A 14253-nucleotide genomic window follows, 5' to 3' on the forward strand; every position below is an offset into this window, starting at 1 on the left:
TCCTTTTTTCTTTAAAACATTTCCTGAAAGGAGGCCTGCTCTTCGATGGCTTTGGTAACTTCTGCCATCTTTGAAACGTCTCCGATTAAAATTACTCCGCATAACTTATTGTTTTTAAAATAGTATTTTTCGTACTGTTTTCTGCCCATATCTTTAAATTCCACTGTTCTGTAGAGCAGATCCGGGTTTTTCCCGTTGTCTCCGATGGCGTATAAGGCTGTATTCATGCCGTGGAAGGTCAAAGCCGCCGGCACAGTTTCATAGGTCAGAGAATCTCCTGCGGCATTGGCTCCCGCCACCTTGCCTTCCTCCAGAGCCTGTGGCCAGATGGCATAATTCATTCCGTCGTATTCTGCACAGTCGCCGCAGGCATAAATGTCTTCCAGGGAAGTTTCCATCTTTTCGTTTACTACCACACCCCGGTTAATCTGGATTCCTGCTGCTTTTGCCAGAAGTGAATTCGCCCGGACTCCTGCTGAAACAATTACCAAATCAGCTTCTATAATCCTTCCGTCTTTTAAACGTACTCCTGAAACTTTCTCTTCTCCTTCTATGGCCTCAATCTGAACTCCTGTATGAATGGAGATCCCATGGCCTTCTGCAATGGCTGTCAGCATCTGACTGGCATTTTCATCTAACTGACGGCCCATAATCTGGGGCGCCAGCTCTAATACCGTTACCTGACACCTGGCTTTTTTCAGCTCCCAGGCCGCTTCCAGACCCAGGACGCCGCCTCCGATCACGACCACATTGGAAACCTGAGGCAAAAGGGCGGCAATTTTCTGGGTATCCCTTAAACGGCGGATGGCAATTACTTCCGGCTTATCAGAGCCCGGAATCGGCGGGATAAAGCACTCCGAACCCAGAGCATAAATCAGTTTGCTGTATCTGCATTTCATTCCGTCTTCCAGAACCACTTCCTTATTCTGGGTATCTATGGTACGGATTTCCTTTCCCAGAACCTGGTAAATCTTGTTTTCTTCATACCAGCTTTCTTTTTCTACCTCTATCTGCTGAGGCGTCAGTTCTGACATCAGAGATTTGGTCAGCATAGGCCGGTTATAGGTGGAATAGGGTTCATTGGAAATCATTAAAACGGAACCGGTTCTGTCCCGTTCCCGGATGGCTTTTGCCGCGCTGAGTCCTGCCGCTCCATTTCCCAGAATTACATAAAAATCATTCGTATCATGGTAGAATCCATTTTCTTCCTCTTCATAGGGAACGAAGTTCTCTTTTCCCACTCCGCAGACCGGGCAGACTTCCAGAGAAGCGTCAAAGATTTCTCCGCAGACCAGACATTTCACAAGTTTGCGGGCGCCTTTGGATTTTCTCGGATTTTCTTTTTTCTGTAGCAGACATCCGAAATTGTAGCCGTATTCAAAGGCATCCAGAAGCTCTACTTCTCCCGGTTTAAAGCGGACTTTTAATCCGTCCACCACGTTCATCCGAAGCTGACGCAGGCGTTCTAAAATATGAGGCACACCCTCTCCGCTCCAACCGTAGCTTCCAAAGGCGCTGGCCAGTTTCCCTCCGTGGGTGGCAGCAAACAGATTCGTCACCAGATCCCAGACAGGTTTTAGGGCTTCTCCCACAATTGTAGGCGTTCCGAAAAGCAGACCGTCTGCAAATCCCACCTCTTCAAGAACCTTCGCCGGCTGTTCTGTTACCAGGTCGTAACAGCGTACTTCTATGTCTCCGCTTTCCTGAATCCCTTCTGCTATTTTTTCTGCCAGCATCTTTGTATAGCCGTAAGCGCTTACATAAGGAATAACGACTGTCTGTTTGCGGTTGGGATTGGTCGTATCGCACCATTTCTCATAAGTATTATAAATGAAATCAATTTTATCATCCAGAACCGGTCCGTGGCCCGGACAGATCATGGAAACATCCAGTTCCTTCACCCGTTTCAGCGCCTTTTGCATAAAGGGTCTGAAAGGCCCGATAATACAGTCAAAATAGTATTTCGCAGCTTCCATATAGGCGTTCTGATCGGTAACTTTACTTACCAGCACCTCGTCAAAGGCGTAGTGAGATCCGAAGGAATCGCAGGTTATCAGAATCTGTTCTTCTTCTATATACGTATACATGGTATCCGGCCAGTGCAGGTTGGGTACCACCAAAAACTTCAGATTCTTTCCCCCGATTTCCATTTCCTGATTGTCTTTTACCGCAATGGATGTAAAATCTCTATTCACAATTTCCTTCAGAAAACTGACTGCACAGCCGGTAGCTACGATTTTCATCTGGGGACTGAGCTCCAGAAGTTTCTCCACGCTGCCTGCATGATCCGGCTCCGTATGGTTTACGATTAGATAGTCGATTTTCGTAACATCGATCAGGGACTTCAGGTTTTCCAGATATTCCGGAAAAAACTTTTCTTTTGCCGTTTCAAAAAGGACGGTCTTATCTCCGGCTTTCCAGACATAGGAATTATAAGTGGTTCCGTATTTGGTGTACATAATAATGTCGAACACACGGAGATCTTTATCCAGAATGCCCGCCCAGTAAAAATTTTCCCTCAATTTTAAAGTTTTCATATTTTCCTCCTGTTTTCTATCCTTTCAGTCAAAAAATTCTTTTGCTGCCAGTATCAGCGCCTCTGTATCTTTCACCCCGGCCGTCTCATAGGGCGAATGCATGGCCAGCTGGGGAAGTCCGATATCCACTGTATTCATCGCCACTTTCGTATTTGCAATATTTCCCAGGGTGGATCCTCCTGCCACATCAGAACGGTTCACAAATAACTGGCAGGCAACTCCTGCTTTCTTACATAAATCTTTAAACATTGCCGCGGAAACTCCATCGGTACAATATTTCTGATTTGCATTAAATTTAATTACGATTCCTCCATTCAGACAGGGACGGTGAACCGGATCGGCACAGTCGCCGTAATTGGGATGAACGGCATGGGCATTGTCAGCAGAAATCATAAAACTTCTGGCTAACTGAATCAGGTATTCCTCATAGTCCCACTGCAGCCCTTTTACGATTCGCATAAGAACATCCTGCAGAAAGGTGGATTCAGCTCCCTGTTTCGTAGCGCTTCCTACCTCTTCGTTATCAAAGACGCAGTATACCGCCGTCGTTTTTTCCCTTTCTGCCATTAAGTATCCTTCCAGGCCGGCATATGCACACTGCAGGTCATCCAGCCGTCCGCTGGAAACGAACTCCTGACGGGCTCCCCATACGGTACCTTTCATCCGGTTATACAAAAACAAATCATGTCCCAGAATTTCCTCCCGCAAGACGCCCGCCCAACGGGCCACTTCTTCAAAAAAGGAACCGCTGTCACTTGCCTCTCCATAGAGAGGCAGCATGTCTTTTTGAAGATTATAGGCATATCCCTTATTTGCTTCCCGGTTCATATGAATAGCCAGGCTGGGAATCATCAGCAAATCCCGGTCAATGTTTACCAGCTTGCTTACATACTCTTCGCCTTCTTTTACCACAACCCGTCCGGCCACAGACAGAGGCCGGTCAAACCAGGGCGCGCACAGCATTCCTCCGTATCCTTCCACATTCAGTTTCAGGTAGTGTTTCTCCGCTGTAATTTCCGGTTCCTCTTTAATTTTAAAACTGGGGGAATCGCTGTGTGAAGCAAATATACGGAATCCCTCCGGAGCTTTTGCGGGAATGGTAAAAGCGATTAAAGAGGAATCGTTTCTGGTTACATAATAAGAATTTCCTCTTTTCAAATCCCAGCGCTGTTTCTCGCTTAAAGGAAGAAATCCTTCTTCTTTCAGTCTGTCTCCGATTGTTTTTACCGCATGAAAACAGCTGGGACTTTTCTCTATAAAATTCAGTAAACCTTCCGTCGTCTTACTTTCCATCTAACCTCTCCTTTAACATCTGCGCTACTTTGTTTCAGTATATCACAAAAGGGCTGTTGTAAAAAAGGCTTTCTCTTATAATTTCTGAAAATTCCAGATGATTATACATGAGATTCCAAATTTACAAACAACCCTTCCTGTGGTTTTTCTATTTTATTAATATGTATTTAAACTTCTTTTGAAATCAGATGATAGGGAAGCGCTACAAAGACGATTCCGCCTATCATATTTCCAACGGTTGCCATTAATACACTGTACAGATAACTTCCTACAGCAATGTCGCCGTTAAATAAAGCTACGCCCTCAATACTCATGTTGGCAATGCTGTGCTCGAAACCGCAAACCATAAAGACAAAAATGCACCAGAAAATCATAATCAGTTTTCCGGATTCGGTTTTCATTTTCGTTCCGCACCATACGGCAAGGCAGACTAAAATGTTACAGAGAATGGCTCTTATCAGAAGGTTCACAGGCGCCAGTCCTACTTTTCCTTCTGCAATCGTTGCAAAATAAGCCCCTGTGTCTCCGGTGGGAATTCCGGTTAATTTAAAAGCCGCCACACAGATAAGGGAGCCAATCCAGTTTCCAATCCAGCAGACAATCCATAATTTAACCGTTTCTGCCCAGGTTACTTTCTTACGCAGTGCAGCCGATGCCATTACAAAATTATTTCCCGTAAACAGCTCTGCTCCTGCCATTACTACCAGACTCAGAGCCGACGAAAATGCAAAAGCCTGAACCGCTTTGGTCCAGGATGCGGCATCTCCGGCTGAAATAACGGAACCCAGTACAAAGGCTACAAAGCTGCCGAAAGAAATAAACATTCCGGCCACCAGAGACGATACCACATACCCCAGTGGATTTGTTTTTAACAGGTTTGATTTTCCTGCCCCTGCGCTGCAAACTGCCTGATATTCATCTTTAAACATAAACCATTCCCTCCTTACATTATGGTATACATTATTTTTCCGGCATTTCTTAAAAAAGGGCAACATCTGTAAATTTCCTTTACAAATGTTGCCCAGACGGCCGGCAGTATCTTAGGCTTAACTCCTTTGTGGTACTCCACTTTTCCGTCAGTTATTAAGCCTTTTTAATCATATGTTAAATTTATCACATAGTCATTGAAATTTCAATATTTTTCTCCATTTTTTCTCTTTTTTGTTTATTTTTCACAAAATACTGTCCTTTTTCCTCTCTTTGGGGCATTGACCTTTGCAGTTTTTTCTGTTTTTTCTTGACTTTCTGTCAAATCTGATGATACACTTTCTTCATTGTATCATTGCTGAAAAAGGGGGAATTTTTTGAATACCAGAAAAAGTACAGAACACCACAGAGATTCCTTTGGCAGCCGTTACGGATTCATACTGGCCTGTATCGGTTCTGCAGTAGGTATGGGGAATATCTGGATGTTTCCAACACGTGTATCTGCTTACGGCGGAGGTACCTTCCTTCTGCCTTATTTCATCTTTGTTATCCTGATTGGGTTTTCAGGGGTAATTGAAGAAATGACCTTTGGCCGAAGTACCCGTTCCGGCCCCATCGGCGCTTTCGGAAAAGCCTTAAAAAGCAGGGGAAAAAGCGAAAAGACCGGAAATGCCATTGGCTCCATTCCTGTTTTAGGTTCCCTGGCTCTTGCCATCGGTTATTCGGTGGTGGTGGGCTGGATTTTAAAGTACCTGGCAGGTTCTTTTAACGGTGCGTTAATGGCTTCTGAAAATGTGGAAGAATTTTCATCCTTTTTTGGATCCATGGCTTCTTCTTTTGGAAATAATTTCTGGCAGATCATAGGTCTTGCCGCCACTTTTGCCATTATGATTTTCGGAATCGCCAGTGGAATTGAAAAAGCCAATAAAATTATGATGCCCTTATTCTTCCTGATGTTTCTGGGACTGGCAGTCTATATGGCTTTCCAGCCGGGTTCTTTAGACGGATACCGGTATATCTTCCGGATTGATCCAAAAGGCATTACCGATCCCATGACCTGGGTTTTTGCTCTGGGACAGGCCTTCTTTTCTCTGTCCTTAGCCGGAAACGGAACGCTGATTTACGGTTCCTATTTATCTGATAAAGAAGATATTGTTTTTTCTGCGGGAAACGTGGCGCTCTTTGATACGCTGGCCGCGATGCTTTCCGCCCTGGTGATTATTCCTGCCATGGCCACTACCGGTTCTCAGTTAAACCAGGGAGGTCCGGGACTTATGTTTATTTACCTTCCCAACTTATTCAAAAGTATGCCGGGAAGCACCCTGCTTCTTATCGTATTTTTTGCTGCTGTATTCCTGGCGGGAATCACCTCATTAATTAATTTATTCGAGGCTCCCATCGCTACATTGCAGGAACACCTGAAATTAAGCCGCGCCAAAGCCGTGGGCGTGATTGCTGTGATTACCCTGATTGTCAGTCTCTGTATTCAGGGCATTGTCTCTGACTGGATGGACTTTGTATCCATTTATATTTGTCCTCTCGGCGCCGGACTTGCAGGAATTATGTTCTTTTGGGTTCTGGGGAAAAAGTTTGTGGTCACAGAAGTATCCAAAGGCCGCGCTCATCCTGTGGGAGAATGGTATTTTCCATTAGGCAAGTATCTTTTCTGCGGACTGACCATCCTGGTTTTCGTTCTGGGAATTATTTTTGGCGGAATCGGTTAAAAAAACACACTTTTACCACATTTTTCTATTATACTGAATTTAGTGAAAATTTCTAAATAAAACAGGAGTTATAGCTATGAAGAAAGAAAACAGAAAAATGGCGCAGGAAAAGCGGAAATTAGAAAGAGCAAAACAGGAACGGCAGAGAAAATTAAAGAAATTTTTCCTGTACTTTATTCCCTGTGCAGCTCTCGTAATCATCGTCTTAATACTGGCCCTCCACGCCGGACAGTCTGATTCCTCTGAGACAGACACCCGGCAGGAATCTGCCACAGCCACCGGTTCCTCCATCGTTTCTACGGAAAACGGAACCTATGATTCGGATTCCTCTCTTACTGTCAAAGACGGAGATTCTCTGAACATTGATTACACAGGCACCATTGACGGAGAAGAATTTGAAGGCGGCAGCACCGACGGTTCCGGAACCGTTCTGGTCGTAGGCTCTCATTCTTATATTGATGATTTCGAAGAACAGCTCATCGGGCACCATCCCCAGGAGACTGTGGAAGTCAATGTTACTTTCCCGGAGGACTACGGGGTAGAAGAATTAAATGGCAAAGACGCCGTATTCCAGGTCACCATCAACGGAATTTATCAGGAGTAATTTAAAATACCGCTGAAATGGAGCATTCCATTTTGCGGTATTTTTCTTTAGCGTATAAAATTGGTTTTAACCTTTTCCTGCTGCTCCGGTAAAGAAATTCCTGCTTTCCTTCCGGCTTCCAGGCTCTTTAACATCCAGGCCATATTTTTACCCAGAATCTGCATAATCTGCAGACCTTCCTTGTCCTGGCGGACTTCCTCAGGCGTATTTCCGTGAACCATGTTCCAGTAATTGGAAGATACCACCGGCATCTGATGATACAGAAAATATTTCATTAATACATCCAGAGTAGCCGTTGTTCCCGCACGTCTTGCAGAAGCTACCGCAGCCGCCGGCTTATAGAGAAGTTCGTTTCCTGCCATGCTGCACAGCATATCCATAAACTCAATGATTTTTCCCGTGGGAGACGCCCAGTAGACCGGGGAGCCCACAATTAATCCATCGGACTGTTTCAGTTTTTCCGCAGCTTCTTTCACTGCTTCTTTACTTGGATTACCGGCCTGAAAAATCTCGCTTTCAATCCCCTCTTTTTTCAATGCATCTGCGACTTCACACAAAGCGGTATATGTACAGCCGTTTTTTCTGGGACTTCCATTTAATAATAGCACTTTCATAATCTTATCTCCTCCTTTTTTCTAATGACAGTATACACAGAAACTCTGTGTATTTATGCCTCTCTTTGTCCATCATACTCTAAAAATAAATTCTTTTCCAGATATTTTTCAATAAACAGTATATAACAGTTGACAACAGTTATATACTGTTATATACTGTTTACAACGAAAGGAGGTAAAAGATGAGAATCATAATCAATGGATCCTCGATGGTTCCCATTTATGAGCAGATTGTAGAACAGGTGAAAGCTCTGATTCTGAAGGGAGAATTGTTAGAAAACGACATCCTGCCCTCCGTTCGCTCTCTTTCCAGAGATTTGAAAATCAGCGCCCTGACAGTAAAAAAAGCATACGATACGCTGGAACAGGAGGGCTTTACCGTAACTGTCCACGGAAAAGGGACCTACGTGGCTCCTCCCAATCTGGATCGTATGCGGGAAGAATACCAGAAAGAACTGGAACAGGATCTGGAAACATTCATACAGAAAGCCAGACGATATGGATTCAGCAAAGAAGAATTAAACGATCTATGGAACCTTATGACAGAGGAGGAATAAAACATGTTAAAAGTAGAAAATCTAAAAAAGCAGTATGGCTCCTTCACCCTGGACTGCTCTCTGGAAGTAATGCCCGGATGCATCACCGGTCTTGTGGGCCGAAACGGAGCCGGAAAAAGTACCACCTTCAAGGCCATTCTGGGACTGATTTCCACAGACAGCGGCTCCATCTCTATTTTCGGAAAAGATATAAAAGATTTTACAGAGACGGACAAACAGAAGATAGGCGTTGTATTATCCAATTCCGGTTTCAGCGGCTATTTAACCATTAACGACATCCTGCCGATTCTCGCAAGCCTGTATCCCCTCTTCGATCAGGCCGCATTTTTAGAATACTGCAATCGTTTTCAACTGCCCTTAGATAAAAAGATCCAGAAATTTTCCACTGGTATGAAAGCGAAGCTGAAACTAATCGCAGCTATCACCCATGACGCTTCTCTCTTACTTCTGGATGAGCCCACTGCCGGGCTGGATGTGGTTGCAAGAGACGAACTGCTGACTCTTCTCAGAGACTTCATGGAGGAAAAAGAAGATCGGGCTGTCTTAATCAGCTCCCATATCTCAACGGATTTAGAGAGTTTATGTGACGATTTGTATCTAATCGGAAACGGAAAGATTTTACTTCACGAAGACACAGATCGCCTTTTAAGCCAGTATGCGATTCTGAAAGTAGATAACCGGCAGTTTCAGAAACTGGACCCCCGGTATCTGCTGAAATGGAAGCAGGAGGCTTACGGCTATCGATGTCTTACAGATCAAAAACAGTTTTATCTGGAAAACTACCCTGATATTGTTGTGGAAAAAAGCGGGATTGACGATTTGATTCTGTTTAACAAGGAGGTATCTTTATGAAAGGGTTATTAATCAAAGATTTTAAGCTTATGAAAAATCAGAAAAATTTCCTGTTCGTTATTTTTATCGGCGCCATTGCCTCTATGCTCCTGTCCGGTTTCTCTTCCTTCCTGATGGGATACTTTCCCTTTATCTGTTCTTTTTTTGTATTAAGTACCATCAGTTACGACGAGTTTGATAACGGAAATGCTTTTTTATATACCCTTCCTTTTTCCAGGAAAACTTATGTAAAAGAAAAATATCTGTTTGGATTTCTGGCAGGAACCGCCGGCTGTATTATTTCATTGATTATCACTGTTTTGTACCGGTACTTTACCCATACCGGATTTTCCCTGACGGAGTTACTGGTACCCGCGGCTGCTGTTCTCATGATTTTAATTATCATTTTGTCTTTTATGCTCCCCATTCATTTAAAATTCGGCGGGGAAAAAGGACGCTATGCTTTATTTGGCATTTTCCTCTTTTTGGTGCTGTTCGGAGGAATCGGGCTGCAGTTTTTTCCCCTTGAGGTTCTGGGCGAATTTTTACATGCCCTGAAACCGGCCGGATTCTTAAGCCTGCTGGCAGTTTTCACCTTTGTTTTCACCTTTATCTCCTACCGAATCAGCGTTCTCATTCAGGAGCGTAAAGAATTCTAATTCCTGTGCGTTTTTTTCCATTCCTTTATTCGGAGAAGTCTTTCTTTGATTTCCCTTTCCTTTCCGGAATCGGTGGGATGGTAATAACATTGATTTTTCAAGCTGTCCGGCATGCACTGCATAACGGTCAGCTTTTCTTTTGTACTGTGTGCATACTGGTAGCCCTCCCCATAATGCAGCTCTTTCATCAGGCTGGTGGGAGAGTTTCTCAGTGCAAGGGGCACCGGCTCTGCTCTCTTTGCTTTCACATCTCCTTTGCACGCCTCGCAGGCCGTATAAAGGGCATTGGATTTAGGCGCCATGGATAAATAGATGACCGCATGAGTCAGATGAACGTCGCATTCCGGCAGACCCAGGAAATGGCAGGCCTGATAGGCGTCTACTGCCACATGGAGGGCATTGCTGTCCGCCATTCCCACATCCTCACTGGCGAAACGTATCAGACGTCTGGCGATATACAGCGGGTCTTCCCCTCCTTCCAGCATCCGGCACATCCAGTAAAGAGCCGCGTCGGGATCACTGTTTCGCATGGATTTATGCAGGGCAGAAATTAAATTGTAATGTTCTTCTCCCGTCTTATCATACAAAAGGGATTTCCGGCTGATGCACTGCTCCAGTCCCGAATCAGTGACCTCTGTCCCGTTTTCGTCCGTTTTTCCGTTTAGCACTGCCATCTCCAGAGTATTTAAAGCTGTCCTGGCGTCGCCGTTTGAAAAAGCGGCAATCGCCTTTAACTGCGTGTCTGTGATTTTAACTTTTTCCTTCCCGAAGCCCATGGGATGCTTTAAGGCATTATTCAAAAGCTTAAACAAATCCTGTTCTGTCAGCGGTTTCAGAACGAAAACCTTACACCGGGATAAAAGCGCCGCGTTTATCTCAAAAGAGGGATTCTCCGTGGTTGCGCCAATCAGAATAATGCTTCCTTTTTCCACAAAGGGAAGGAAAGCGTCCTGCTGCGCCTTATTAAACCGGTGAATTTCGTCTACAAATACCACCGTTTTTCGGCCCACCCGTCTCCTCTGTTCTGCGGTTTTCATAACTTCTTTGATTTCTCTGATTCCGCTGGTCACAGCACTGAAATTAATAAATTCCGCCTCTGTTTTTCCGGCTATCATTCGAGCCAGAGTCGTCTTTCCTACCCCGGGCGGTCCCCAGAAGATCATAGATGAAATCAGATCTCTTTCTATTATCTGACGCAGTATTTTGCCCTCCCCCAGCAAATGCTCCTGCCCCACAAACTCTTCCAGACTGGAAGGACGAAGCCTGGTAGCAAGGGGAGACGTTTTTTGCGAATTGTCAAACAGTGTCAATTGTTCCATCTCCACAGATAACCCTCCTATTCCTTTCTATGCAAAAATTCAGGGTTTCCGGCACTGTTCAGTTCTGAATTTTTTATTGAACACACTGAACAGTTGTGTTATATTATAGAAAAAGGAACAACCGCCCACAAGGGGTTGACCGATTATAAGGATAGCAAGCCACCCTGAACCGTCCAAAGTACAAGGGTGGTTTTGCTATGTATGGCTACTTACAAAACGAAAATATGAATGTAAGCAATGCCAGAAGGAAAAGACCAAAGGTCATCAAATCCTTAAAATCAAAATGATTTTTCATAGGCATCACCCCCATTCTTTTGGAATGAGGTCAAGCCACCCTGTAACACGGTTGTTCCATGGCAAAATTCTACCATATTCTTATACCTCTGACAACTCACATAATCGCCATAGATAATTCTAAAAATCAAATAAAAAAAAGGCTATGTCGGAAATCATTCTGATTCTGATATAGCCTTTTTTCATACTCAGTGTTTTACAACGTTTTCAACTCTGAACAGTCCTTGATTTTACTGTATTTCTTAGAATTTGCCTGCCTTAGCAGCTTCCTCTACGGAAACGGCTACTGCTACGGTCATACCAACCATTGGGTTGTTTCCTGCACCGATTAAGCCCATCATTTCTACGTGAGCCGGTACGGAAGAAGAACCTGCAAACTGTGCGTCAGAGTGCATACGTCCTAAAGTATCTGTCATACCGTAGGAAGCCGGGCCTGCTGCCATGTTGTCCGGATGCAGAGTACGTCCTGTACCGCCGCCGGAAGCAACAGAGAAGTATTTCTTTCCTGCTTCTACGCATTCTTTCTTATAGGTACCTGCTACCGGGTGCTGGAAACGGGTCGGGTTTGTAGAGTTACCGGTAATGGAAACGTCTACGCCTTCTTTCCACATAATTGCAACGCCTTCACGAACGTCGTTTGCTCCGTAGCAGTTTACTTTTGCACGAAGTCCTTCAGAATAAGATTTGCGGAATACTTCTTTTAATTCTCCTGTAAAGTAATCATATTCTGTTTCCACATATGTAAATCCATTGATACGTGCAATGATCTGAGCGGCGTCTTTTCCTAAACCATTTAAGATAACGCGCAGTGGCTCTTTACGAACTTTGTTTGCTTTTTCTGCAATACCGATGGCACCTTCTGCTGCTGCAAAAGATTCATGTCCTGCCAGGAAAGCGAAACATTTTGTTTCTTCTTCCAGAAGCATTTTTCCAAGATTACCATGTCCCAGACCTACTTTACGCTGATCTGCTACGGATCCCGGAATACAGAAAGCCTGAAGACCTTCTCCGATTGCTGCTGCTGCATCTGCTGCTCTTGTGCATCCTTTCTTAATTGCAATCGCTGCACCTACGATATAAGCCCAACATGCATTTTCGAAGCAGATCGGCTGGATACCTTTAATCTGATTGTATACGTCCAGACCTGCATCTTTTGTAATTTTCTCAGCCTCTTCAATGGAAGAAATTCCATAGCTATTTAATACTGAGTTGATTTTATCAATTCTTCTCTCATATGATTCAAATAAAGCCATTCTTCTATCCTCCTATATCTTTCTATGGCAACGCTGTTTCTGTTCAGTATCGCGCATCCGGCTCTTACTGCTTACGCGGATCGATAATCTTCGCTGCGTCAGCAACACGTCCGTACTGGCCTTTTGCCTTTTCAAAAGCTGTGTTTGCGTCATCGCCTGCTTTCATAAAGTCCATCATTCTTCCGAAGTTTACATACTGATAACCAATAATGCAGTCTTCGTCATCCAGTGCAATACCTGTTACATAACCTTCTGCCATTTCCAAATAACGAGGTCCTTTTTTCAGAGTACCATACATGGTTCCAACCTGAGAACGAAGTCCTTTTCCAAGGTCTTCCAGTCCGGCTCCAACCGGCAGTCCTTCTTCAGAAAAAGCACTCTGAGAACGTCCGTAAACAATCTGCAAAAACAGTTCTCTCATAGCTGTGTTAATTGCGTCACATACAAGGTCAGTGTTCAGAGCCTCCAATACCGTTCTTCCAGGAAGAATTTCAGATGCCATAGCTGCAGAGTGAGTCATTCCTGAACATCCGATTGTCTCTACCAGTGCTTCCTGAATAATTCCTTCCTTTACGTTTAAAGTCAGTTTACAGGTTCCCTGCTGAGGTGCACACCAGCCCACACCGTGTGTTAAACCAGAAATATCCTTAATCTCTTTTGCTTTTACCCATTTTGCTTCTTCTGGAATAGGAGCTGCACCATGAGCAACGCCCTGAGCAACTGGGCACATCATTTCTACTTCATGTGAATAAATCATTGTAATACTCCTTTCAAATGTTGATTGGCTTATTCGTTGTTATTGAGCGATAACAACCTAGAAGTATTTTCTCACAAAATAGAAAAATAGTCCAGTCAAAAATTGTAAAAAATACGGAGACTTGCATCATGCAAATCTCCGTATTTGTTATTCTATGTTTTCTTCCCGCGGCTCTTCTCCTTCCGGGGACTCTTCCTGGGCTTCCTTCATTCTTTTATGACGCAGATAGAAATAGTATCCTGACTCATAATAGGGAACGAACGCACAGAGAAGTACATGAAAGACTCTCATATTCCCCCTGGCGCGGTTTTCGAAAATCTGGTAATTTACCAGTCCGGTCAGAGTCACCACCACGATCTCAATCAGTCTGCTGAATATAGAAGTAATAATCAGGATAAACATCCAGGATCCAATGTCCCCTCCTACGGTATAGCCCCCTGCCGCAAGGTGGAGCACCGTTCTTAAAATATATCCGAACCACACTATCAGAACGAAGATGCCGATAATTCCTCTGGATAAAATAGGAATCACAGCCATCCAGATTCCCGGATTCTTCAGTTGCCTGTTTCCCAGGCGGATTTCCCCTGCTATCTGCCCGTGAAGATATTTCCTGAGCACCGGAATAAAGGCAAACCAGGGATTCTTAATCCCTTTTTCCATGGCTATATCATAGATTCCCAGACCATATAACAAATAACCGGCCAGACTGATTAACAGCCACAGCCCTGAAAACAGTACAAATAATAAAATAAAACCGGTTGTCACTATTGCATCCGCCATTTCTGTCTCCCCTTTCTGCTTTCCTTTGCTAAATTGAAATTTTAAATTCCAGTGCAGAGGTAAATTCCACCATACTTTATTTTTTGCAGATTTTACAGGAAATT

At 44.1% G+C, this 14253-nt stretch carries 13 protein-coding genes and 1 riboswitch; of the genes, 5 read left to right on the forward strand and 8 right to left on the reverse strand.

Going from position 1 to position 14253, the window contains the following annotated elements:
- Positions 1–11: 11 nt before the first annotated feature.
- The 3 genes from B5F53_RS17940 to B5F53_RS17950 form a co-directional block, all read right to left on the reverse strand.
- Entirely contained in the window at positions 12–2537 is a 2526-nt protein-coding gene (locus tag B5F53_RS17940; protein ID WP_087226520.1) for an FAD-dependent oxidoreductase, read from the reverse strand.
- A 24-nt stretch (positions 2538–2561) separates the two neighbouring features.
- Positions 2562–3830 (reverse strand): M18 family aminopeptidase, encoded by a 1269-nt coding sequence (locus B5F53_RS17945; RefSeq protein ID WP_087226523.1) that lies wholly within the window; start codon positions 3828–3830, stop codon positions 2562–2564.
- Between the two features lie 167 nt (positions 3831–3997).
- On the reverse strand, positions 3998–4759 hold the full coding sequence (locus tag B5F53_RS17950) for a formate/nitrite transporter family protein (RefSeq protein WP_087226526.1): 762 nt from the start codon (positions 4757–4759) through the stop codon (positions 3998–4000).
- Between the two features lie 83 nt (positions 4760–4842).
- Positions 4843–4924, reverse strand: a riboswitch (ZMP/ZTP riboswitch).
- Between the two features lie 210 nt (positions 4925–5134).
- Between B5F53_RS17950 and B5F53_RS17955 the strand changes: the two genes are divergently transcribed.
- A complete protein-coding gene (locus B5F53_RS17955) occupies positions 5135–6481 on the forward strand; it encodes a sodium-dependent transporter (protein WP_204246959.1) in 1347 nt (448 codons plus the stop codon).
- 76 nt (positions 6482–6557) lie between these two features.
- Positions 6558–7085 carry an FKBP-type peptidyl-prolyl cis-trans isomerase gene (locus B5F53_RS17960; RefSeq protein WP_087226529.1) on the forward strand — a complete coding sequence of 176 codons (528 nt, stop codon included), beginning with the start codon at positions 6558–6560 and terminating at the stop codon, positions 7083–7085.
- Positions 7086–7132: 47 nt separating this feature from the next.
- Here the strand turns inward: B5F53_RS17960 and B5F53_RS17965 are convergent, their stop codons facing one another.
- Positions 7133–7699: a flavodoxin family protein gene (locus B5F53_RS17965; RefSeq protein WP_087226532.1), complete on the reverse strand. Its 567-nt coding sequence runs from the start codon at positions 7697–7699 to the stop codon at positions 7133–7135.
- Between the two features lie 182 nt (positions 7700–7881).
- Between B5F53_RS17965 and B5F53_RS17970 the strand changes: the two genes are divergently transcribed.
- Genes B5F53_RS17970 through B5F53_RS17980 form a run of 3 tightly spaced genes read left to right on the forward strand, consistent with a single transcriptional unit; the run spans position 7882 to position 9746 of the window.
- Entirely contained in the window at positions 7882–8256 is a 375-nt protein-coding gene (locus tag B5F53_RS17970; protein ID WP_087226535.1) for a GntR family transcriptional regulator, read from the forward strand.
- A gap of 3 nt (positions 8257–8259) precedes the next feature.
- Entirely contained in the window at positions 8260–9108 is an 849-nt protein-coding gene (locus B5F53_RS17975) for an ABC transporter ATP-binding protein (protein WP_087226539.1), read from the forward strand.
- A complete protein-coding gene (locus tag B5F53_RS17980; RefSeq protein ID WP_087226542.1) occupies positions 9105–9746 on the forward strand; it encodes an ABC-2 transporter permease in 642 nt (213 codons plus the stop codon). Before B5F53_RS17975 ends, B5F53_RS17980 begins: the two co-directional genes overlap by 4 nt.
- Here B5F53_RS17980 and B5F53_RS17985 read toward each other — a convergent pair.
- The 4 genes from B5F53_RS17985 to B5F53_RS18000 form a co-directional block, all read right to left on the reverse strand.
- On the reverse strand, positions 9743–11065 hold the full coding sequence (locus tag B5F53_RS17985) for a replication-associated recombination protein A (protein WP_087226564.1): 1323 nt from the start codon (positions 11063–11065) through the stop codon (positions 9743–9745). The genes B5F53_RS17980 and B5F53_RS17985 overlap by 4 nt on opposite strands.
- A gap of 536 nt (positions 11066–11601) precedes the next feature.
- Positions 11602–12612, reverse strand: coding sequence for a GGGtGRT protein (locus B5F53_RS17990; protein WP_087226545.1), 1011 nt, complete (start codon positions 12610–12612; stop codon positions 11602–11604).
- Positions 12613–12676: 64 nt separating this feature from the next.
- Positions 12677–13369, reverse strand: a complete 693-nt coding sequence (locus tag B5F53_RS17995; protein ID WP_087226548.1) for an iron-sulfur cluster assembly scaffold protein — start codon at positions 13367–13369, stop codon at positions 12677–12679.
- 147 nt (positions 13370–13516) lie between these two features.
- A partial coding sequence (locus B5F53_RS18000) for a hypothetical protein (RefSeq protein ID WP_087226551.1) occupies positions 13517–14253 on the reverse strand: 737 nt, incomplete at its 5' end.

Source organism: Blautia sp. An249 (assembly GCF_002159835.1).
GTDB lineage: Bacteria > Bacillota > Clostridia > Lachnospirales > Lachnospiraceae > Blautia_A > Blautia_A avistercoris.